The organism is Campylobacter sp. BCW_4338, assembly GCF_001763255.1.
In the GTDB taxonomy this organism is placed as follows: Bacteria; Campylobacterota; Campylobacteria; order Campylobacterales; family Campylobacteraceae; genus Campylobacter_D; species Campylobacter_D jejuni.
The window spans coordinates 291,963-313,217 of record NZ_MJYJ01000061.1; the positions used below are offsets into that span (position 1 = coordinate 291,963).

Consider the following 21,255-nt stretch of genomic DNA (forward strand, 5'->3'; position numbering starts at 1 on the left):
ATCAATTTTCCTTTATTTTTTGCGCCGCTTTCTTGCCTACAAGCATTGCAAGATCTTTAAAATCAGCCTTATATATAGATTCAAAATTTCCATAATACGCTAAAAGTTTTTGTATAACCCCTGAACTAAGTCCTAAATTTGCAAGCTTAGAACTTTTCAAGTCCTGTTTTTTCTTAGTATTTTGATGAAAGCTGATAGCAAAACGGTGCGCTTCATCTCTTAATTTCTGTAAGAATTGTAGTTTTTTATCGTTAATACTTAAGCTAAATTCTCCTTTTAAGGAATGAATTTTATCCTTAGCACCTCCTTTAGCCCTATGTGCTTTTGCATCGATCTTTTCTTTTGAAATAGCTAAAATATCGACATTTTCCCCACTACTTACAATAATTTCTTTAGCCAAATCAAGCAAAACCTTTCCTCCATCTATAAGCCATAAATCAGGAGGGGGTATTTTATCAAAGTCCAAAGCCCTACGCGTTAAGACTTCACGCATTTGATCATAATCATTTTTATGTTTTAAATGAAATTTTCGATATTTTGACTTATCCCAAGAATTTATTCTATAAGTTACCATAGCTCCAACATTTGCCACGCCTTGCAAATGAGAATTATCAAAAATTTCTATATTATTTGGTAAATTTTCAAGCTCAAAATAAGACTTTAATTCTTTTTGTATAGTAAAATCATGATTTTTTTGCTCTTTTTCTATATTTAAAAGGGCATTTTGAAAAGCCAAATCACAAATTTTTCTTTTTTCTCCTATTTTAGGGATTTTAATACTGATTTTTTTATCAAACCTTTGACTTAAAATTTTTTCTAAAAGTATTCTATCTTCAAATTCTTCATAAACATAAATAACATTTGCAAGTAAAGGAATATCCATGCTAAAATTTTCTAAAATCAGTTGCTTATAAATTTCATTTTTATCCCATTGTATATCATTTTTTATAGGAGTAATCTTAGAATTTGCACTGATAATTTTTCCATTTTGCACCACAAAACGTAAGGTTGAAAGCATGGAATTTTCAAAGGCTAAAGCAAATACTTCAAAATCTTCTAATTTTGCAATATCTATTTCAACCTTAACTTCCAAATCTTTAATCGTTGCAATCTGATCCCTTACTTTAGCTGCTTCTTCGTAATTTTCATTTTGCGCTAAAACAAGCATTTGTTTTTCTAAGTTTTTAAGCAAAACACTAGGATTTAAAAGTGCGTGCATAGCCTCATCTAAAATTTCAAGGTATTTTTCCCTGCTGATGCGTTTATCGCAAGGCGCAAGACAACGAGAAATTTGATAAAAAATACAAGGGGATTTACAACTTGCTTTTTGCTTTAAAGGATAGTATAAATAAAGCGCATCTAAAAGCTCTCTAGCACCTTTAAAAAAAGGGCCAAAATATTTAATTTGGCTTTTTTTTACCAATTTTCTAGTGATCTCAAAGCGTGGAAATTCTTCTTCAAAATCCACATAAATATAAGGATAAGTTTTATCATCTCTTAGTAAAATATTATATTTTGGATGCAGTTGTTTGATAAAAGAATTTTCTAAAATCAAAGCATCGGCTTCTGAATTAGTAGTGATAAATTCCAAATGTATTGTTTCTTCAATCATTTTTTGAATTCTTAAAGAATTTCTTGGGTTTGCATGTAAATTTGGAGTAAAAGCAAAATAAGATTTGACACGATTTTTAAGATTTTTAGCCTTACCCACATATAAAAGCTTTCCTTCTTGATTGAAGTATTGATAAACTCCAGCACTATTGGGAAGAGTTTTTAGCTCATTTTCTAAATTCTCTTTAGTCAAGATTAGAACCTTTTTTTATAAGTTCTCTTAAATCTTCAAATTTCTTAAATAATTTTTCATCTTTAAAGCAATTTTTAAATTCACCCTTAGAAAGCTCCAAATAAGAATTTTTAGAGAATTTTTCATCATTTTTGTTTTTATTTACTGCATAAGTGTATTTTTGGGAAAAAATTTTTATATCTTTTATATCAACAAATCCGCTTAAAGGATATTTTTGTCCATATGCTTTTATGAGAAATTTAATATAAATTTTGCTATCATCATGATTTAATTCTTGATAAGCTGCTGGATGTAAGGTTATTATATTTAAAATATGATTTTTTACATAAATTTTAGCAATCAAACGTTGCTTAGCAAGCGGAAAAGAACTTAAAAAATCTTTGCAAAAAAATAAGGTTTTTAAAGGCTTATAATGAGGTTTATCCATCAATTCATTAATAACAGCACTAGCGTTTTTAGTCATCTTAATATTATTTCTTTTTCTCATAAGATGATTTTAGCATTTCTTTTCTTAATTTTCTTCTGTGCTTGCGGATATAAAGGCAACCCTCAATACACAAGCTATGAACAAAATGGTTCGGTAAAAACCATTAAAAAATACGAACAATTACATAGGTGGTAAATAATGAAAAAAGCAGATATTTTAGTTTTAGACTTTGGCTCTCAATACACTCAGCTTATAGCAAGACGCCTAAGGGAACAAGGAGTTTATGCAGAAATTTTACCTTTTAATGTAAGTTTAGCTGATATTAAGGCAAAAGAACCAAAAGGTATTATTTTAAGCGGAGGTCCAGCAAGCGTATATGCAACTGATGCGTATTTTTGCGATAAAGGCATATTTGACTTGGGTTTACCTGTTCTTGGAATTTGTTATGGTATGCAGCTTATGGCACATCATTACAAAGCTACAGTTGCACCTGCAGGACATAAAGAATACGGTAAAGCAAACATAGAAGTTAAAAAAGATAGTGCTTTATTTAAAAATCTTCCAAAAAAACAAACCGTTTGGATGAGTCATTCTGATAAAGTAGAAAATTTACCTCAAGGTTTTGAAGTTTTAGCCACAAGTGAAAATAGTCCTTTTTGTGTTTTTGGCAACGAAGATAAGAAATTTTTTGCTCTGCAATTTCACCCAGAAGTACAACACAGTGAATTTGGCAAAAATATCTTAAAAAATTTTGCTAAATACGCTTGTAATTGTGAAAGCGTTTGGAATATGGGTTCTTTTGCAAAAACTCAAGCGGAAAAAATCCGTGAAGAAGTAGGCAGTGATAAAGTGCTTTGTGCTGTAAGTGGCGGAGTAGATAGTAGTGTAGTTGCTGCACTTTTAGCCAGTGCTATAAAAGAGCAAGTTATAGTAGTTTTTGTAGACAATGGACTTTTAAGAAGCGGAGAAAAAGAACAAGTTGAATTTATGTTTAAAAATACCTTAGGTATCGATCTTATCAGCATTGATGCAAGTGAAATTTTCTTAAGTCGCTTGGCTAATGTTAGAGATCCTGAGCAAAAAAGAAAAATCATAGGAAATACCTTTATAGAAGTTTTTGAAGAAGAAGCAAAAAAACATAAAGATGTAAAATATCTCGCTCAAGGCACACTTTATACTGATATCATAGAAAGTTCTGTTGTAGGTGCAAGCAAAACCATTAAAAGCCATCATAATGTAGGGGGCTTACCTGAAAAAATGAATCTTAAACTCATAGAGCCTTTAAAAGAAATTTTTAAAGATGAAGTGCGTGCTTTAGGGCTTGAGCTTGGACTTAGTAAAGAAGTGGTTTATCGCCATCCTTTCCCTGGGCCAGGGCTTGCTATACGCATTATGGGAGAAGTAAATCGCCCTAGCTTAGAACTATTGCGCAAGGCTGATGTAATTTTGCTCGAAGAACTTAAAAGTACAGGTTGGTATGATAAAACTTGGCAAGCATTTTGCGTGCTTTTAAATGTTAAAAGCGTTGGGGTTATGGGGGATAACCGCACTTATGATAATGCAGTTTGCATACGCGTTGTAGATGCAAGCGATGGTATGACAGCTACCTTTTCACATTTACCTTACGAAGTTTTAGAAAACATAAGTCGCCGTATCATCAATGAAGTAGAAGGTATAAACCGCGTTGTTTATGATATCTCAAGCAAACCACCTGCAACCATAGAATGGGAATGATCCATTTTTTCTAGCTCTTATTTTTATTATAAAATTTTTATAAAAATAAGGCTAGAATTTATTCAAGAAATTTCAAGGAAGAAATATGCATGGAAAAATAGCTATTTATATGGATTCTACAGGACGTGGAACCGTTACAAACTCAGCAAATACCTTTTTTGACTTCAATCGCCAAATTTGGAATGATAAAAAAAGTATGCCAAGTGTTGGCATGCTTGTGGAATTTAGAACTCTTTCTAGCGAAAAAAAAGCAGAAGACGGCAAGCCCGTTCAAACAAGCAAAACCATAACGGGTATAAAACCTTCAAAATTTCAAGAATTTAAAGAAGGGGATTTTATCACTGAGCATGATTTTTGGAAAACTGATAATGATGATGAATTAGAAGACTTGCAAAACTCAAGAAGAAGTGCTTATATAACAGAACTCTATAGAACAACAGACTTTGACAGTATAGAAAAAATTCCTCTTTCTTTTACTATACCTCAAGCTATACAAAAATATTTTGCCCATGAAATTTTATCCGTAGAAACGCTTCAAGCCAATCTACAAGATGAAAAGGAAATTCCTTGCATACTTGATTATCTTATACTTAAAAGATTTTTATTTAAAGCTTATGATACTTTAATTTTTATGGATAATAGCATAGACCAAACCCAATTTAGCGCGTTAAAAAGTATCATGATGCATTTAGAGAATTCATATAAGCAAATGATAGCTGATCAAAAACCAAATATCACTAAAATTTTTAACGAAACTTTTTTATCTTTGCAGTGTCATTACCAAGCTTTAGTAGCCACCATAGATACAAGAAAAAATCGTCTAGCCTCACTTGAAGCACAAATGAAAACTTTACAATCTGAAATAAATCTTAAAAGCAATGCGGCCAATACAGACCCTGAAAAACTTAAAGCAAGACAAGAAAGATTGGCTAAACTACAAAAAGAAGCAGAATACTACAGAACAACACTAAAAAGACTTGATGCTATAAGGGAAGATTTTTATAAGAAAAATTACAATATTTTCGAAAATGCTTTTAAACTTTCACGAGAAAAGCTCTTTAAAAAAATTGTCACAGGTTTAAATCTATGCGCAACCATAATGGATGTTAAAATTTGGCACTTATCTTTAAAATCATCAGGGGTTAAAAATTCTTATTTTACCATGAGCAATATAGAAAATTCTTTCTGTTCTCTTTCTTTTGCAGAACATTACTTAAGTCGCTTAAATAAATCCGCTCTAAATCCTTTTGACCAAAAACTTTTAGTGTATATTCAAAAAATTACAAAAGAACAAAGAAAAAAATTTTTAGTTGTCACATCGGATTTAGATTTATTATGCAAATTAAAAATTGAAAACTTTTCACAAAATCCATATTATTTAGTAAAATACGCACCTAAAAAAGTGAATTATCAGTCTTTAATGCGTGATAACACCTTTGATATAGTCTATATTGATGAAAAACATGTTTGGGAAAATGTTGCCGATATTATTTTACAAGGAAAGCATTTTGACAAATCAGGAAAAACCAAATTTAAACTGATTTAAGACATAGAAATTTAAGCTAAATTAAGTTATAATTTCCTTGCCTAAACAGTTTGTGGTATTTAAAGTGATCCAACACATTTTTATTAACTGCGATTGTGTGATTTACCGTGTTCTGTGGCATCGTTTGAGCTTTGAAAAAAGCGAGAAGTTGCAGCCTTTAAAAATTACCTAGCGGTTTTCTTTGACTTTTTGGGGTCAATCTTTGTTAAACGGCTGTTTGGGTTTAAAAGGAGATATAAATGAAAATAATGATTTTGGGTAGTGGTGCAAGAGAATATTCTATTGCTTTAGCCTTAAGAAGAGTAGACAAAAATTTAGAGTTTTATTTTGCTCCTGGAAATGGCGCTACCGAAAGTCTTGGAACAAATTTAAACCTAAAAGATCCAGTAGTTTTAGCAACCTATGCGAAAGAAAAAGGTTTTGATCTTTGTATAGTAGGAAGTGAAAGTTTTTTAGCTGAAGGTGTTGTAGATATTTTTAAACAACAAGGACTTGCTATTTTTGGGCCAAGTAAAGCTGCTGCAATGCTTGAAACCTCAAAATCTTTTATGAAAAGCTTTCTTAAAAAATACCGTATCAAAACAGCCAAATTTTTAAACACAAATGATATTGAAAAAGCAAAAAATTTTATACATAGTTTAACCCCTCCTATAGTAGTAAAAGCCGATGGACTTTGTGCAGGAAAAGGTGTTATCATAGCTAAGACTCATGAAGAAGCTATAGAAGAAACAGCTAAAATGCTGAGCGGAGAAAGCTTTGGAGATGCTGGAAAACTCGTTGTAATTGAAGAATTTTTAGATGGTTATGAATTAAGCATTTTTGCAGTATGTGATGGCAATGATTTTGTTTTACTTCCTGCAGCACAAGATCACAAAAAATTACTCGATAATGATCAAGGGCCAAATACTGGCGGAATGGGTGCTTACGCTCCTAGCTCTTTAGCGAATGAAAGCTTGCTTAGAAAAGTTCAAAAAGATATTATTTTACCGACTTTAGCAGGCATGAAAAAAGAAGGAGCGGAATTTTGTGGTGTTTTATTTATAGGTGCTATGATCGTTGGAAATAAACCTTATGTATTAGAATTTAATGTTCGCTTTGGCGATCCTGAATGTGAAGTTTTAATGCCTTTAATCGAAAATCCTTTGGAGCTTATTTTAGCTGCTACTCAAAGACGCTTAAGACACACAAAAATCAAAATCAAAAAAGAATTTGCAGTAGGGGTTGTATGCGCGAGTGAAAACTATCCTTACAAAAGTTCACCAAAAAGTGAAATTACTGTAAATAACATTCCTGAAAACTCTCATATCTCTTATGCTGGAGTAAGCCTAGAAGATGGCAAATTAATGGCTGATGGTGGAAGAGTTTTGGTTTGCGTTGGCACAGGAAAAAGTATAGAAGAAGCGCAAAAAAATGCTTATAAACTTTGTGATAATGTAAATTTCAAAGGAAAGCAATACAGAAAAGACATCGCTCATCAGGTTCTTAAATGAAAGAAAATTTACAAGACCGCTTAGAGCGTGAAAATCTAAAAATAGCAAGTTTTGGAAAAAGAGTTCTAGCTTTTTTAATCGATGATATGATTATTTCTTTGATTGTGTTTATCATTTTTTATGATCGTCTAATCCAAGCAAAAGATTTATTTGAAACAACTCAAATTATAGGAAATTTTTATCTTGGCTTCATCTTGCTTCATTTTAGTTATCAAGCAATTTTTACTTATCTTTATGGGGCAAGTTTGGGAAAAATATTATGCAAAATTATCATCTTGGATGAAAATCTTCTTGACAAACCCAATCTCATCCAAAGTTGCATCAGATCTGCCATAAGACAGGTTAGTGCTATGGCATTTATGCTTGGATTTGCTTGGGCTTTAAGCAATGATTTACGCAAAGCTTGGGAGGATTATCTAGCAAGGACAATAGTAGTCGATGTGGCGTAAATTTTCCTTATTGCTAGGAACTAGCATAGCTTTAAGTGCAGCACAAGTTGATATTTACGCTCTTGATGCAAAAAAAGAAGGTGATATTCTTACTGCAAACAATGATGTTATTATTTTTTCTGATTTTTATTTCATCACTGCCAATAAAGCAATTTACAATGAAAAAACCGGAGATGTTGAGCTTTTTGGCGATGTTAACATCCTAAGGGGACAAAACGAAAGATCACATTCTGATTATGCTAAAATCAACCTAAATTCCAATCAAGCCGATTTTAGTAATTTTTTCTTTTCCAATAACAATCTTGAAGTATGGTTTCAAAGCAAAACAAGCCATCTAAATGATAAAGTCTTTGAAAGTAAAATTTCAGCAGTTTCAAGCTGCAATGTTGAAGATCCTGATTGGGAAATTCGTTTTTCAAAAGGCTGGCTTAACCGGGAAACCAATTTTGTTCATCTTTACAATGCAAGATTATATGTTAAAAATACCCCGGTTTTTTATCTACCTTATTTTGGATTTAGTGCTGATACTCATAGACAAAGCGGACTTTTAATCCCAAAAATCGTTTTAAAAAGTAGCGAAGGCTTATACTATGAACAACCTATTTATATTGCCACTCAAGAAAATTGGGATTTAGAACTTGATCCACAAATTCGAACAAACCGTGGTTTTGGACTTTATTCTACTTTAAGATTTCTTGATTCTCCATATTCAACAGGAGAATTAAATTTTGGTGCTTTTAGAGAAAATAGCTCCTATTTTCACGATGAAAATTTGAAAAACCAAACCCACTATGGAATAGAACTAAAATACTCAAGAGATGATTTAATCAAATCTTTGCTCAGTGATAATTTTCAAGAAGGTCTATGGATAGATGCAACCTATCTCAACGATGTGGATTATTTAAATTTAGGAAGTAGAGATTATCGAGATCTTAACTCGCTTGTAACCTCCAAAATCAATTATTTTTTAGCTGATGAAAACAATTTTTATGGAGCTTATGCAAGATATTATATCGACACATCTAAACTTAGCAACAATACAACCTTGCAAGAATATCCAAGCTTTCAATATCATAGATTTTTAAATAACCTTTTTGATGAACGCTTACGTTATTCATTTGATGCTTCATTTCATAATTTTTACCGACCTGCTGGTTCTTATGCAAATGAGTTAAATTTAGACTTGCCTATCTCGTATCACAATGCTTTTTTTGGAAACTTTTTACACTTTACTTTTACAGAAAGATTTTATGCTTCTTTTGTAAATTATAGCAACGATCCCGAAAGAAACCATGAGCATTATTTTAGAAACACTCATGATTTTAATCTCTACACCGATCTTTCAAAAGCTTATGAAAATTTCTTTCATACTTTAAATTTAGGAGTGAATTACATTTTACCAGGAGCAAAATCAGGTAAAATCACGCAAGATTATCTTGAAGAATACGACAAAGAAAACGAACATACAAGTCTTTATGCTGTACAATATTTCTATAACAACGAAGGACAAAAAAAACTCAAACACAGATTTTCACTTGACTATCTCAATAAACAAAATAAATTCTATGAACTTGAAAATCTTTTAACTTATTATTTTAATGAAAACATCAATCTCAACAGCGAAGTGCTTTACTCTTATGAGCAAAGTCGCTTTACCAATGTCATCAGCCAAATAGAAGTCAATACAAATTCAAAATTTAATTGGATGTTTTCTCATGCTTATCAAAACGATGAGTATGGAAAATATAGCTTTATTGGCACAAGAGCAAATTATATTGCCACACCTAATTACAATTTATTTGGTGGAATTTGGTTTGATACTCAAAGAGCTCATGCAAACATGTGGGAACTTGGCTATACCTATCAAAGAAAATGTTGGAACTATTCTTTAATGTATAGAGAAAGAATCGATCCACAACTCACAAGTGGTGGTATCACAGCTAAAAATCAAAGCGGAGTTTATTTTATTTTCAACTTCTATCCTTTAGGAGGAGTAAAATACGATTTCTCTTTAGCAGAAAGTGAAAACAAAATTTAAAAAGGATGAAATTTGCTAAATATTTTAAAAAATTTTACGAATTTATTATCTGGTAAAAAAGGAAAAATAATGCAATACAGCATAGAAATTAACAAAAATACAGAAATATTTGATATAGATAAAGTCGCCAAACAAGCTGCTGGTGCTGTTTTAATGAGACAAGGCAAAAGCGTTGTTCTAGCTACAGTTGCAAGAGAAGAAAAACAAGTTGAAGAAGATTTTTTACCTCTAACCGTCCAATACATCGAAAAAGCTTATGCCTCGGGCAAAATCCCTGGTGGTTATGTCAAAAGAGAAACCAAGCCAAGTGATGCAGAAACCTTAACAGCACGTATTATCGATAGAAGCTTACGCCCTCTTTTTCCAAAAGGCTATGCTTATCCAACTCAAATCGTTGTGATGGTTCTCTCAGCCGATCCTAAAGTAGATTTGCAAGTAATGAGTTTAAATGCCGCAAGCGTGGCACTTTATCTTAGTGATATACCTATGAAAGCTCCAGTATGTGGTGTTCGCATAGGAAAGATAGATGGAAATTTCATACTCAATCCAAACAATAAAGAGCTTCAAAATAGCACTCTAGATCTCTATGTAGCAGGTGTAAAAGATGAGCTTTTGATGATAGAAATGAGAGCCTTACCTGATCAAAAAGAAAATGAAATTTTTATCGAAGCTCCTTATGCTGATGTTTTAACTCAAACCACTTCACAAAATATGAATGAACTTAGCGAAGATGAAATTTTAGAAGCTCTAAATTTAGCTCAAAAAGCTATATTAAATGGCTCAAATGCCTATGAAGAAGCCTTTAGCAAACACAAAAAAAATTCTCAAATCGAACTAAAAAATGAGATTGAACATCCTGAAATTTTAGCTTTTATAGAAAATAATTTCCAAAAACAAATCAAAGAAGCCATCAACCAAATGGCAAAAAGCGAAAGAGCAAGCGAACTAAATAAAATTGCTAAAGAAATTTTAAATCTTGAAATCGCTAAAGACTGGAGCGAAGAAAGTATCTTAAATACCTTAGCTAAAGTCAAACGCAAACTTATTCGTGAGCAAATTTTAAATGAAGGCAAAAGAGCTGATGGTAGAAGTTTAAACGAGGTGCGTCCTATCAGTATAGAAACCAATCTCTTGCCAAACGCTCATGGCTCTTGTCTTTTCACTCGTGGACAAACTCAAGCTCTAGTGGTTGCAACCTTAGGCGGAGAAAACGATGCTCAAATGATAGACTTGCTTACAGAAAAAAATCCTATAAGCGAACGCTTTATGGTAAATTATAATTTTCCAGGTTTTTCAGTAGGCGAAGCAAGTCCTATCAAAGCTCCAGGAAGAAGAGAGCTAGGACATGGAAATTTAGCCAAAAGAGCACTTTATCCAAGCATAGATGAAAACTATCCTTATGTAATCCGCTTAGTCAGTGAAATTTTAGAAAGCAATGGCTCAAGTTCTATGGCAACGGTTTGTGGCGGATCTTTAGCCCTAAAAGCAGCAGGAGTGCCAAGCTTAAAACTTGTTGCAGGAGTAGCCATGGGGCTTATCTTTGAAGATAACAAATTTGCTGTTTTAACAGATATCATGGGACTTGAAGATCATGATGGGGATATGGACTTTAAAGTAGCAGGAAGCAAAGACGGCGTTACTGCTCTTCAAATGGATATAAAACTGGGCGGAATCGATCAAGAAACACTAAAACAAGCTTTATACCAAGCCAAAGAAGGAAGAATTCACATCCTAAATATCATGGAAGAAGCCGCCAAAGAAATCGTAGTCAATGAAGAAGTTTTACCTAAACTTGAGCTTTTTAGCGTTGATCCTTCAAAAATCGTTGATATCATAGGGCAAGCTGGAAAAACCATCAAAGAAATCATAGAAAAATTTGGCGTTTCTATAGACTTAGATCGCGAAAAAGGTGAAGTAAAAATAGCAGGTAATCAAAACGAGCAAATCAAAGCCGCAAAAGACTACATCATAAATATCACAAGCTCTCAAAAAGGAACTAAAAAAGGCTCTAAAGACAAAGATATATCAGACTTTGAACTTGGGCAAGAATTTCAAGGTATTATTAAAAAAATCGCTCCTTTTGGAGCCTTTGTGGAACTTAAAAATGGTGTTGATGGTTTATTGCATAGTTCAAAAAGCAAGCATCTTAATTTAAGCGAAAACCAAAGCTTAAAAGTTAAAATCAGCGAAATTAAAAATGGAAAAATTTCTGTGGATTTGTGCGAGTGAGTGAATTTCTAACTCACCCTTTTGAGCCTTTTTTTGACAAGGATTCTAGAATCTTAATTTTGGGCTCTTTTCCTTCTATCAAATCAAGACAAGACGGCTTTTATTATCAACACCCAAGAAATCGTTTTTGGCCTATACTAGAAACACTTTTTGATGTAAAATTAGAAAATATCACAGAACAACAAGCCTTTTTAAGAAAAAAACATATCGCTCTTTGGGATGTACTTCAAAGTTGCAAGATAAAAAATTCAGATGATAAAACCATAAGCTATGCAAAAGCCAATGATTTAAACCTAATCCTTTCTCAAGCTAAAATCCAAGCCATTTTTACCACCGGACAAAGTGCTTATAAATTTTTTACTAAATTTCACTCTCATTTAAAAGCCGTAGCCCTACCCTCAACTTCTCCTGCAAATTTAAATTTTTCTTTTGAACAGCTTTTACAAAACTATGAAATAATCAAAAAATTTACAAAATAGCAAACTAAGCATTACCCAAGCAAGAAAAGAAAAAAAGCTAGTTTACATCTAACTTTTGTGTGTTATCTTTAAATTCAAATTCCACTCTCTTAGCCCCAAAACCTTTAGCAATAGCTTCTAAAGTATCCTTAGCGCTTTTATGAATTTTGCTTTCTAAATTTTGGATAAGATTTAAAGACAAGTCTTTAACCTCATCTTTGGCTTCTTTTATGAGTTTGTTTTTATCACTTTCGCTAAAACTAATCCCCGTACTATTGATAGAATCAGGTAGTAAAAAAGGTAAAAATTTAGCATTTTTTTCATCATAAAATTTCATATCTATGATGCTGTGTTTATATCTACACTCTGGCATGATGATCTTATAAGCATCGTCCCCTAAAGGCAAAATATCAAAGTTTTTATCCCTTAAATCATACAAGAAAGTGATCTCAAATTCAAAAATCAAAGCAATCTGTCTTTCACTCAAAGACCATCCTAAAAGATTTTTCCAAATTCCATTAAAAGCGCTATCTTTTTTAGTGACAATCTCTTTACTAAAAACTTGAAAAACACTTAATTCTCCTATGGATTTAAGCTGCATGATATCGCTAAAACTTTGCGTGCTTTTTTCTTCTATTTTAGGGCTTTTATACTGCCTAAAAAGCACTACAAACAAAAGTACAAGTAAAATCATCACTAAAACAAATAAAATCATTTCCATTTTAAACCTTTCTAAATTTATAAACCTTGATTTGAAAAGATATATTTTTTCTCAAACGCTAAGAAAATAAAAGCATTAATGATAAAAATCAAACACACAAAAGTAAAAACAAATTCCACGCTAAAATGAGAAGCCATAAGCCCTCCACCAAAAGCACCGCAAAAATTTCCCAAAAATTGACAAGTTTGATTAAAACCAAAAATCACACTTAAATTTTTAGCACTCACGCTTTTTTTAAGCAAGGCATTCACACAAGGCAAAAGCCCTCCAAGTCCTACACCTATAAGTAAACGCACGAAAATAAGCATATAAACATTACTTGCTACAGCCTGCAAGTAAAAGCAAATTCCACAAAATATCAAAGCTATCAAAATAATCTTACTAGGCCCTATCTTATCAGCGATTTTTCCAAGTTTTGGTGCAAAAAAAAGATTACTAATCCCACTTGCAGCCACTACTATACCTGCCCAAAGAGCCAAATTTCCACCTTGATGAATTTGCTCAACATAGATACTTAAAATTGGCATCACTCCAAAAGTACCAAATTGTATCACAAAAGTAGTGATAAAAAGAACGATGATAAGGGTTTTGTTTTCTTTTACTTTTTGAGTATTTTTCTTCGCCTCTTTTTGAATTTTTCTCTCATGGATAAAAAAATAAATCGTCACAAAAGAACAAGCGATCAAAAAAGCCACCACATCAAAAACCGCACTAATGCTAAAAAATTCAGCCACAAAGCCACCAAACAAAGGCCCAAGCAAACTTCCACTTATAGAAGCCGTAGAAAGAGTTCCTAAAGCATAAGCCACTTTTTCTTTAGGCGCTATCACAGCGATAAACACAACAGCAGCAGAAGTAAAACCTGAAATTATCCCTGTTAAACCCCGCACAAAAACCACTTCTAAAGCACTATGAGCAAAGCTAAGCCATAAGGTTAAAACCGACATTCCAAAACTTGCACGAAGAAGCATATTTTTATAACCATACTTTGCACCCAAAAAAGCCCATAAAGGTGAAAAAACAGCCATAAAAAGCGGAGTGATCCCAAAAGCAAGTCCTGAGTAAAACGCTATTTCACTCGTATCAACATGTCCTAGTTCTTTGATATAAAAAGGCAAAATCGGAGCGATTTGACTAAGCCCCATGCTTGTGGTAAAAACACCAAACCAACACACAAGCAAAGTTCTATTGAAATTTTCCATGGATTTATTGTATGATATTTTTTATAATTTTTAATTAAAACTCAAGGATAAAAATGAAAAAAATACTCTTTATATGCTTAGGCAATATATGCCGTTCGCCTATGGCAGAATTTATCATGAAAGATCTTGTCAAAAAAGCAAATTTAGAAAAAGAATTTTTTATAAGCAGTGCTGGAACTTCAGGAGAACACGATGGAGAAGGTATGCACTATGGTACCAAAAACAAACTTGCCCAACTTAACATAGAACACAAAAATTTCATAAGCAAAAAACTCACTCAAAAGCTTTGCGATGAAAGCGATTTTTTAATCACCATGGACAATTCTAACTTCAAAAATGTTTTAAAAAACTTCACCAACACCCAAAACAAAGTTTTAAAAATCACTGATTTTAGTCCTAGTCTAAACTATAATGAAGTCCCTGATCCTTGGTATAGTGGGAATTTTGATGAAACTTATAAAATTTTATCCCTAGCTTGTAAAAATTTACTTGTTTTTTTATCAAAATAATTTAAAACAACTATATATTACTTCTCGTTTACTTTTTAGACTTATACTTCTAAACGAACCGAAAAACATTCATAAGAAAAACTCCTTAAAATTACACGCCTAGCTTAAATCCCTTTAGCTAGGCTTTTCTTTAGATGTTTTTATCCTTCAGATTTAAAATTTTTACTATTTTAAGTGCTTCTTAAGAAAAAACTCCAAATTTATGTGCTACAATTACGATGTTTTATTAATTTTTGACAAGGAGAATTCTCATGAAACTAGTTAAACTTAGTTTAGTTGCAGCTCTTGCTGCAGGTGCTTTTTCAGCAGCTAACGCTACTCCACTTGAAGAAGCGATCAAAGATATCGATGTATCTGGAGTATTAAGATACAGATATGAAAGTAGCAATCCATGGAGCAATGATAATTTTGGTTCTGGTATTTCTGGTAAACAAGATCATAAATACAGAGCACAAGTTAACTTTAATGCCGCTATAGCTGATAACTTCAAAGCTTTTGTTCAATTTGACTATAATTCGAAAGATGGTGGTTATGGTGAAAATAGCATCAGCAACACAAGTGATACCTTAAGTGTTCGCCAATTATATTTAACTTATACAAATGAAGATGTTGCAACAAGCGTAATCGCTGGTAAACAACAACTAAACACTATCTGGACTGATAATGGAGTTGATGGTTTAGTTGGAACAGGTATTAAAGTAGTAAACAACAGCATCGATGGTTTAACTCTAGCTGCTTTTGCAGTAGATAGTTTCAACGAAGCTTCAGACTCTACTGTAATAATCACTCAAAATCCTGGTAATAAAATTACAGGAGTTCAATTTAATCGTGGAAATCCTCAAGGTGATAGCGATACAAGCGGTGCTTTAAACTGGGATAAAAATCTTTATGGTGCTGCTGCCATAGGTTCTTATGAATTCTTAGGTGGACAATTTAATCCTCAATTATGGTTAGCTTATATGAGTGATAATGCATTCTTATATGCTGTAGATGCAGCTTATAGCACAACTATCTTTGATGGAATCAACTGGACTCTTGAAGGAGCTTACCTAGGAAATTCCTTGGATAGCAAACTTAAAAATGCACTTTCAAATCATGCAGCTAACGGTAATTTCTTCGCTTTAAGAGGTAGTGTTGAATTAAATGGTTGGGATGCTAGCCTTGGTGGTTTATACTATGGTAAAAAAGATAAAGTTACTTTAACCACAATTGAAGATCAAGGTAATCTTGGCTCTTTGCTTGCAGGTGAAGAAATTTTCTATACTAATGGTTCTAATTTAAATGGCGATATTGGTAGAAATATCTTTGGTTATGTAACTGCTGGATATACTTTTAATGAAACAGTTCGCGTTGGTGCTGACTTTGTATACGGTGGAACAAAAACAGGGGAAATTGGCAATGGTGGTAAGAAACTTGAAGCTGTTGCAAGAGTAGATTACAAATACTCTCCAAAACTTAACTTCTCAGCATTCTACTCTTATGTAAATGTTAATACAGATCCTGAAAGCACTCATCACGATGCTGTAAGACTTCAAGCTCTTTACAAATTCTAAGGGGTTTTCAAGTTTAACTTTAAGGCGGGATTTTACCCCGCCTTTTTTTATGCCTGATTTTTAAAACTTAAATTTATATAAAAAAAAGATTTTCCCAAGCTAAAAAGCTTTAGGAAAATTAGGACTTAAACCAATTAGCGATTTTTTCAAAAAGCCCTTTTTGCTCTTGATGCATACCATCTTTGATACCAAAACTTTCACTTAGTTTTTCTAAAAGTTCTTTTTGTTCATCGTTTAAAGAAGTTGGGAATTTGATAGAAATTTGAACGATTTGATTTCCTATGCGAGAACTATGAACATCTTTTACTCCTTCTTTTTCAAGAACAAATCTTTGCCCATCTTTAGCACCCTTTGGTAAATTTAAACTTGCTTCACCGCGTATGGTAGGTACTTTTATACTCTCTCCTAAGATAGCTTGAGTAAAAAACACTGGAAATTCTATATATATATCATCATCATCTCTTATAAAAGTATCATCTTCAGCAGCGATGATCTTAACATACATATCCCCTCTAGTGCCATTTTTTAAGATATTGCCTTTAGCATTGACACGAAGTTTCATACCTGTATCTACACCTTCTGGGATATTAAGCTCGACACTATCTTTGCTTTCATTATAACCTAAACCTTTACAATCGCTACATTTTTCACTAGCTTTTTCTCCACTTCCTTGACAATCAGGACAAGTTTGTGCAAAAGTAATAAAACCTTGAGAAATTCCAACCTGTCCCCTACCTTGACACTTTGGACAAGTTTGAAGTTTTCCATCTTTAGCCCCTGTTCCATTACAAGTTTTACAAGAGCATTTATAAGTAAAGTCTATATTTTTCTTACAACCAAAAACCGCTTCTTTAAAACTTAATTTTAAATTAACGATAAAATCTGAAGGGATTTTCTCATCATTTGAACTTTTTCTACGACGCGATGATGAGCCAAAGCCTTCTCCAAAAAAACTAGAAAATATATCTCCTAAATCTTCAAAACCACCAAAACCTGAGCTACTAGAACCAAATCCACCGCCTTTTAAAGCATCTTTTCCATATCTATCATAAATAGCTCGCTTTTCATCATTACTTAAAACCTCATAGGCTTCATTAACAAGCTTGAATTTATCTTCTGCTTCTTTATCGCCTTGATTTCTATCGGGATGGTATTTTAAAGCCATTTTTCTATAGGCTTTTTTTATGGTTTCTTTATCAGCACTTTGCGTGATTTCAAGAATTTCATAATAACTTATTTCCACATTATTCCTTTAAAAAATTTAAAATTTTGCTAGAATTTTAATCTTAAAAATTCAAAAATCTAATTTTAGCAAAAATAAAATCAATAATTTATCAAATTTTAAATAAAATTATGCAAATATTATAAATCTTAGATAAAATTTAAAGGATACTAAAATGATTAATGTGTTGATGATAGAAGATGATCCTGATTTTGCGCAATTATTATCTGAGTATTTAGCGCAGTTTAATATTAAAATCACAAATTTTGAAAATCCTAAAAGCGCCTTAAATGTAGGCGTTCAAGGCTATGATTGCCTAATCTTGGATTTAACTTTACCAGGAATTGATGGTCTTGAAGTTTGTAGAGAAATCAGACAAAAAAGCAATATTCCCATTATTATCTCATCAGCTAGAGGCGACTTAAGCGATAAGGTTGTAGGGCTTCAAATTGGTGCTGATGATTACCTACCAAAGCCTTACGATCCAAAAGAAATGTATGCAAGGATTATGAGTCTTATTCGTCGCACAAAAAGAGTTGAACACGCAAATAATGAAAATATTAATTCTGCTTTCAAAATCGATGAGAGAAGGCATGAGATCACCTATGAAGATAAGGTTTTAACACTTACTCCTGCTGAGTTTGAAATTTTAGAATACCTTATCCAACAGCACGGATATAGCGTTTCAAGAGAACAGCTTGTAAGTCGCTGTAAAAATCTAAAAGATAAAGATTCTAAAAGTCTTGATGTTATCATTGGTCGATTAAGAGTAAAAATAGGAGATAGTTCAAAATCCCCAAAACATATTTTTTCTGTTAGAGGTATAGGATATAAACTAATAGGATGACAAAAAATTATTCTATTTATACCAAGCTAATTATTTTATTTGTTGTTACTTTTTTCTTAGTTTGTGTGCTTTTTATCGTTCTTTTGAAAATAGAAGGAAGTGCTTACAACGAAGAAGAAAGTTTAAAACAAGAAAATCTTATAAAAAATTTACTCATCTCCTATGAAAACACTTCAGGTGCTAAAATAGGATCCTATCTTGAAAATAGCGGTTTTAATACTATACAAAATCCCTATCTTGTAAAAAGCATAAGAAATAATGGACAATCACTTTTTAAAGCAAATGGAGAATTTTGCACCCTTTCTTCTTTAAAATATCATAGCAATCTTTATTTTGATGTTCAATGTAAAGATTTTGATGGCTTATATGAAGAAAATACTAGCGATAGAGTTTATAATCTTTTATTAATAGGATTTTTTTCTTTTTCTTTGTTGGTTGTTTTTATGTATTTTTCGGTATTAAAATCTTTAGAACCTTTAAAAAAATTAAGAAGGCAAGTTGCTAAAGTTGCAAATGGGGAGCAACCTGATTTTTTAGATTATCAAGAAGATGAAGTAGGAAAAATCGCCTTTGAATTTCAAAAAGCTTTTAAAAAAAATCAAGAATTAATCCAATCAAGACAACTTTTCCTAAGAACAATCATGCATGAGTTAAAAACCCCTATAGGAAAAGGGAGAATTATTTCTGAAATGATCAAAGAAGACAGACAAAAAGAAAGACTTATCGCTATATTTTTACGTATGGATTCTTTGATCAATGAATTTGCCAAAATCGAAAATTTATTTTCAAAAAACTACAACTTACACTTTAAACCTAGTCGTTTTAGCACTATACTTGAGGAAGCTAAAGAACACCTTATGAGAGATGATTTTAATAAAGTTGTAAAAGTCGATATCAGAGATGATGCTTTAATCAATGTTGATATGGAAATTTTCTCTGTAATTTTAAAAAATCTTATCGATAATGCCTTAAAATACTCAAACAATGGCACTTGTGAGCTTTTTTGTTGTAAAGAATGTTTTACCATTAAAAATCCAGGCAAGCCTTTAGCAGAGCCTATAGAACATTATCTTGAAGCTTTCGCAAGAGAAAAACATAATCAGGTCAAAGGTATGGGGCTAGGACTTTATATAGTTTCAGAGGTATGCAAACTGCATAATTTTGATTTGATTTATTTTTATGATGATGGAAAGCATTGCTTTAAAATTTTCTTTGGAGATAAAGAAAAATAATGGCAAAAGGCCTAGAAAAATTCAACGAACTTGTTGAAAGTTTTGCAAATTTACCTACCATAGGGAAAAAAACCGCCATAAGGCTTGCTTATCACCTTTGTATAAATAATCAAATCAATGGTATGAAACTCGCACACAATATAGAAAATGCTATCCGCTTTATAAAACCTTGTGAGCAATGCGGTGCTTTAAGTGAAAATGAGCTTTGCGAAATTTGCAGTGATGAAGAAAGAAATAAAAACATTTTATGTATAGTTGAAAGTCCAAAAGATATACTAACGCTCGAAGAGAGTCAAAGTTACAATGGGCTATATTTTGTTTTAGATGAGTTAAATGAAGAAAAACTTGAAAAACTAAAGCAAATCATACTTAAGCTAAATATCTCTGAGCTCATTTTTGCATTGACACATAGCATTAATTCTGATGCAACTATCTTTTTTATAGAAGATAAATTTAAAGGCTTAAACCTAACTTTTAGTAAAATCGCTCAAGGAATTCCAAGTGGTGTAAATTTAGAAAATGTGGATTTAATCTCTTTAAATAAAGCTATGAATTTTAGAACAAAAATTTAGAAATTTTTATAAGAAATATCAGCTAATTCTTGCAAAGAAAAATCCGCAATCTTTTCATAAATAAAACCTTCCTTGCTTAAAAAATCAAGTAAAGTTTTTTCCATGATTTTAGCCCCTTGTATAAGCTCATCTGAGAGCTTAAAACTCATCGCTTCAATACGCTTTGGCACACAAGCTAAGATGTGTGTTTTAGGCAAATCTCCTGCAAGTTCCATGTATTGCAAGGTTTGAAGCATTTCTATTTCATGAGCACTTCCACTCCAGCTAATTTTATTAGGCATAGCATCATAAGGAAAGAAAAATACATCTCCTATACTCGCATCTTGTGCTTCTATGCAGTCTAAAACGATAAGTCTATCGTACCTAGCGATGATATAGCTAAGTTGCAAAGCCAAAGTTCCACCATCAACAAAATCTAAAGTAAATTCAGGATGAGTGAATTTGTAGTTTTTTTCAAGTTGTTTGCAAAGATGAACGCCTAAGCCTTCATCTGCAAACATGATATTGCCTATTCCAAGGACTAAGAATTTCAATGCTTTTCTTCTTTTACAAATTTATATCCGCTAATAATAGCATCCATAGCACCATCTTTACCTTTTACTGCGTTAAAAATCGCCATGTAAATATGTACTGGTACAAAAATCATAATCACCCACATCAAAATTCTATGATAAGTTCTTACATCAGCCAAACCGCCCATTGCAGCTTCAAGTGGTCTTAAAATATGATATAAAAGCCCACCTAAGCCCTCATGGTAAGTATGAGTATAAAGAATAAGCCCTGTAAGAATGATACCTAACATCACAAGATAAAAGAAAAAATAAGTTACAAATTGCAAAGGATTATAAACCCCTTTTAAATGCGGATGTTTTCCTAAGAAAATGTAAAATTTTACTTGTTCTATCCATAATTTGATATTAAAAATATCCCATACACTTCTGCGTTCTTTTGCACTCACCTTGTCACAAAAAAACAAATATACTTTAAAAATAATACAAGCGATTAAAACAAAACCCACCGCTTGATGTACTAAACGGTATTTTGCTTGCATAAAATTTACGGGTTCGCCGTTACTAATAGGACTTTGAAACACATAAGAAAGATAATATCCTGTGCCAATAAGAATCACTATAGCAATAGCTCTTACCCAGTGCGTTAAACGCAAACCTATGCTAAATTCATATTCAGCTTTTCTTTGCAATTTTTCTTCTTTGTTTTGCAT

General features: G+C 32.1%; 19 protein-coding genes. 12 read left to right on the plus strand and 7 right to left on the minus strand.

The window, feature by feature from the left end:
• Position 1 precedes the first annotated feature (1 nt).
• Together uvrC and AJN69_RS07760 are read right to left on the minus strand one after the other, a co-directional pair.
• Complete coding sequence (gene uvrC / locus AJN69_RS07755; protein WP_070288337.1) at positions 2-1,804, minus strand: excinuclease ABC subunit UvrC; 1,803 nt, start codon at positions 1,802-1,804, stop codon at positions 2-4.
• On the minus strand, positions 1,797-2,291 hold the full coding sequence (locus AJN69_RS07760; RefSeq protein ID WP_070210320.1) for a hypothetical protein: 495 nt from the start codon (positions 2,289-2,291) through the stop codon (positions 1,797-1,799). The genes uvrC and AJN69_RS07760 overlap by 8 nt, the downstream gene beginning before the upstream one ends.
• 138 nt (positions 2,292-2,429) lie before the next feature.
• On the opposite strand from AJN69_RS07760, the gene guaA reads away from it, so the two are divergent.
• The 7 genes from guaA to AJN69_RS07795 all read left to right on the plus strand — a co-directional run bounded on the left by guaA (position 2,430) and on the right by AJN69_RS07795 (position 12,196).
• Complete coding sequence (guaA, locus tag AJN69_RS07765; protein WP_070286643.1) at positions 2,430-3,965, plus strand: glutamine-hydrolyzing GMP synthase; 1,536 nt, start codon at positions 2,430-2,432, stop codon at positions 3,963-3,965.
• An 85-nt stretch (positions 3,966-4,050) separates the two neighbouring features.
• Positions 4,051-5,511, plus strand: a complete 1,461-nt coding sequence (locus AJN69_RS07770) for a hypothetical protein (RefSeq protein WP_044779040.1) — start codon at positions 4,051-4,053, stop codon at positions 5,509-5,511.
• A gap of 239 nt (positions 5,512-5,750) precedes the next feature.
• Positions 5,751-7,001, plus strand: coding sequence for a phosphoribosylamine--glycine ligase (purD, locus tag AJN69_RS07775; RefSeq protein ID WP_052857438.1), 1,251 nt, complete (start codon positions 5,751-5,753; stop codon positions 6,999-7,001).
• Entirely contained in the window at positions 6,998-7,450 is a 453-nt protein-coding gene (locus tag AJN69_RS07780; RefSeq protein ID WP_002871012.1) for an RDD family protein, read from the plus strand. The genes purD and AJN69_RS07780 overlap by 4 nt, the downstream gene beginning before the upstream one ends.
• Positions 7,440-9,488, plus strand: coding sequence for an LPS-assembly protein LptD (locus tag AJN69_RS07785; RefSeq protein WP_044780114.1), 2,049 nt, complete (start codon positions 7,440-7,442; stop codon positions 9,486-9,488). The genes AJN69_RS07780 and AJN69_RS07785 overlap by 11 nt, the downstream gene beginning before the upstream one ends.
• Before the next feature lie 69 nt (positions 9,489-9,557).
• Complete coding sequence (locus AJN69_RS07790) at positions 9,558-11,717, plus strand: polyribonucleotide nucleotidyltransferase (protein ID WP_070288350.1); 2,160 nt, start codon at positions 9,558-9,560, stop codon at positions 11,715-11,717.
• Complete coding sequence (locus AJN69_RS07795) at positions 11,714-12,196, plus strand: DNA-deoxyinosine glycosylase (protein WP_053872627.1); 483 nt, start codon at positions 11,714-11,716, stop codon at positions 12,194-12,196. Before AJN69_RS07790 ends, AJN69_RS07795 begins: the two co-directional genes overlap by 4 nt.
• A 37-nt stretch (positions 12,197-12,233) precedes the next feature.
• On the opposite strand, the gene AJN69_RS07800 is transcribed toward AJN69_RS07795, so the two are convergent.
• Positions 12,234-12,896, minus strand: coding sequence for a DUF4230 domain-containing protein (locus AJN69_RS07800; protein ID WP_002853958.1), 663 nt, complete (start codon positions 12,894-12,896; stop codon positions 12,234-12,236).
• Positions 12,897-12,913: 17 nt separating this feature from the next.
• Positions 12,914-14,098: an MFS transporter gene (locus tag AJN69_RS07805; RefSeq protein WP_044779037.1), complete on the minus strand. Its 1,185-nt coding sequence runs from the start codon at positions 14,096-14,098 to the stop codon at positions 12,914-12,916.
• Positions 14,099-14,151: 53 nt separating this feature from the next.
• Between AJN69_RS07805 and AJN69_RS07810 the strand changes: the two genes are divergently transcribed.
• Both AJN69_RS07810 and AJN69_RS07815 read left to right on the plus strand, forming a co-directional pair.
• Entirely contained in the window at positions 14,152-14,607 is a 456-nt protein-coding gene (locus tag AJN69_RS07810) for a low molecular weight protein-tyrosine-phosphatase (protein WP_002861952.1), read from the plus strand.
• A gap of 251 nt (positions 14,608-14,858) precedes the next feature.
• On the plus strand, positions 14,859-16,160 hold the full coding sequence (locus AJN69_RS07815) for a major outer membrane protein (RefSeq protein WP_070233573.1): 1,302 nt from the start codon (positions 14,859-14,861) through the stop codon (positions 16,158-16,160).
• Positions 16,161-16,278: 118 nt separating this feature from the next.
• On the opposite strand, the gene dnaJ is transcribed toward AJN69_RS07815, so the two are convergent.
• Positions 16,279-17,403 (minus strand): molecular chaperone DnaJ, encoded by a 1,125-nt coding sequence (gene dnaJ / locus AJN69_RS07820; protein WP_070233574.1) that lies wholly within the window; start codon positions 17,401-17,403, stop codon positions 16,279-16,281.
• A 154-nt stretch (positions 17,404-17,557) separates the two neighbouring features.
• On the opposite strand from dnaJ, the gene AJN69_RS07825 reads away from it, so the two are divergent.
• From AJN69_RS07825 to recR, 3 genes are read left to right on the plus strand one after another with little or no spacing between them, the layout of a single operon-like run.
• Positions 17,558-18,229, plus strand: a complete 672-nt coding sequence (locus tag AJN69_RS07825; protein ID WP_002861955.1) for a response regulator transcription factor — start codon at positions 17,558-17,560, stop codon at positions 18,227-18,229.
• Entirely contained in the window at positions 18,226-19,461 is a 1,236-nt protein-coding gene (locus tag AJN69_RS07830; RefSeq protein WP_002861956.1) for an ArsS family sensor histidine kinase, read from the plus strand. The genes AJN69_RS07825 and AJN69_RS07830 overlap by 4 nt, the downstream gene beginning before the upstream one ends.
• On the plus strand, positions 19,461-20,033 hold the full coding sequence (gene recR / locus AJN69_RS07835; RefSeq protein WP_070233575.1) for a recombination mediator RecR: 573 nt from the start codon (positions 19,461-19,463) through the stop codon (positions 20,031-20,033). Before AJN69_RS07830 ends, recR begins: the two co-directional genes overlap by 1 nt.
• On the opposite strand, the gene AJN69_RS07840 is transcribed toward recR, so the two are convergent.
• Together AJN69_RS07840 and cybH are read right to left on the minus strand one after the other, a co-directional pair.
• On the minus strand, positions 20,030-20,566 hold the full coding sequence (locus tag AJN69_RS07840) for a HyaD/HybD family hydrogenase maturation endopeptidase (protein ID WP_070233576.1): 537 nt from the start codon (positions 20,564-20,566) through the stop codon (positions 20,030-20,032). The two genes, recR and AJN69_RS07840, sit on opposite strands and share 4 nt — an antisense overlap.
• Complete coding sequence (gene cybH / locus AJN69_RS07845; RefSeq protein ID WP_002855770.1) at positions 20,563-21,255, minus strand: Ni/Fe-hydrogenase, b-type cytochrome subunit; 693 nt, start codon at positions 21,253-21,255, stop codon at positions 20,563-20,565. Before cybH ends, AJN69_RS07840 begins: the two co-directional genes overlap by 4 nt.

Excerpts from the sequence above, each read along its gene's own strand:
- AJN69_RS07825 (WP_002861955.1), top strand. The coding sequence starts at position 17,558 with ATGATTAATGTGTTGATGATAGAAGATGATCCTGATTTTGCGCAATTA.
- AJN69_RS07800 (WP_002853958.1), bottom strand. The coding sequence starts at position 12,896 with ATGGAAATGATTTTATTTGTTTTAGTGATGATTTTACTTGTACTTTTG.
- guaA (WP_070286643.1), top strand. The coding sequence starts at position 2,430 with ATGAAAAAAGCAGATATTTTAGTTTTAGACTTTGGCTCTCAATACACT.
- AJN69_RS07810 (WP_002861952.1), top strand. The coding sequence starts at position 14,152 with ATGAAAAAAATACTCTTTATATGCTTAGGCAATATATGCCGTTCGCCT.
- recR (WP_070233575.1), top strand. The coding sequence starts at position 19,461 with ATGGCAAAAGGCCTAGAAAAATTCAACGAACTTGTTGAAAGTTTTGCA.
- AJN69_RS07830 (WP_002861956.1), top strand. The coding sequence starts at position 18,226 with ATGACAAAAAATTATTCTATTTATACCAAGCTAATTATTTTATTTGTT.
- AJN69_RS07780 (WP_002871012.1), top strand. The coding sequence starts at position 6,998 with ATGAAAGAAAATTTACAAGACCGCTTAGAGCGTGAAAATCTAAAAATA.
- AJN69_RS07770 (WP_044779040.1), top strand. The coding sequence starts at position 4,051 with ATGCATGGAAAAATAGCTATTTATATGGATTCTACAGGACGTGGAACC.
- AJN69_RS07785 (WP_044780114.1), top strand. The coding sequence starts at position 7,440 with ATGTGGCGTAAATTTTCCTTATTGCTAGGAACTAGCATAGCTTTAAGT.
- AJN69_RS07790 (WP_070288350.1), top strand. The coding sequence starts at position 9,558 with ATGCAATACAGCATAGAAATTAACAAAAATACAGAAATATTTGATATA.
- AJN69_RS07805 (WP_044779037.1), bottom strand. The coding sequence starts at position 14,098 with ATGGAAAATTTCAATAGAACTTTGCTTGTGTGTTGGTTTGGTGTTTTT.
- purD (WP_052857438.1), top strand. The coding sequence starts at position 5,751 with ATGAAAATAATGATTTTGGGTAGTGGTGCAAGAGAATATTCTATTGCT.
- AJN69_RS07760 (WP_070210320.1), bottom strand. The coding sequence starts at position 2,291 with ATGAGAAAAAGAAATAATATTAAGATGACTAAAAACGCTAGTGCTGTT.
- AJN69_RS07815 (WP_070233573.1), top strand. The coding sequence starts at position 14,859 with ATGAAACTAGTTAAACTTAGTTTAGTTGCAGCTCTTGCTGCAGGTGCT.
- cybH (WP_002855770.1), bottom strand. The coding sequence starts at position 21,255 with ATGCAAAACAAAGAAGAAAAATTGCAAAGAAAAGCTGAATATGAATTT.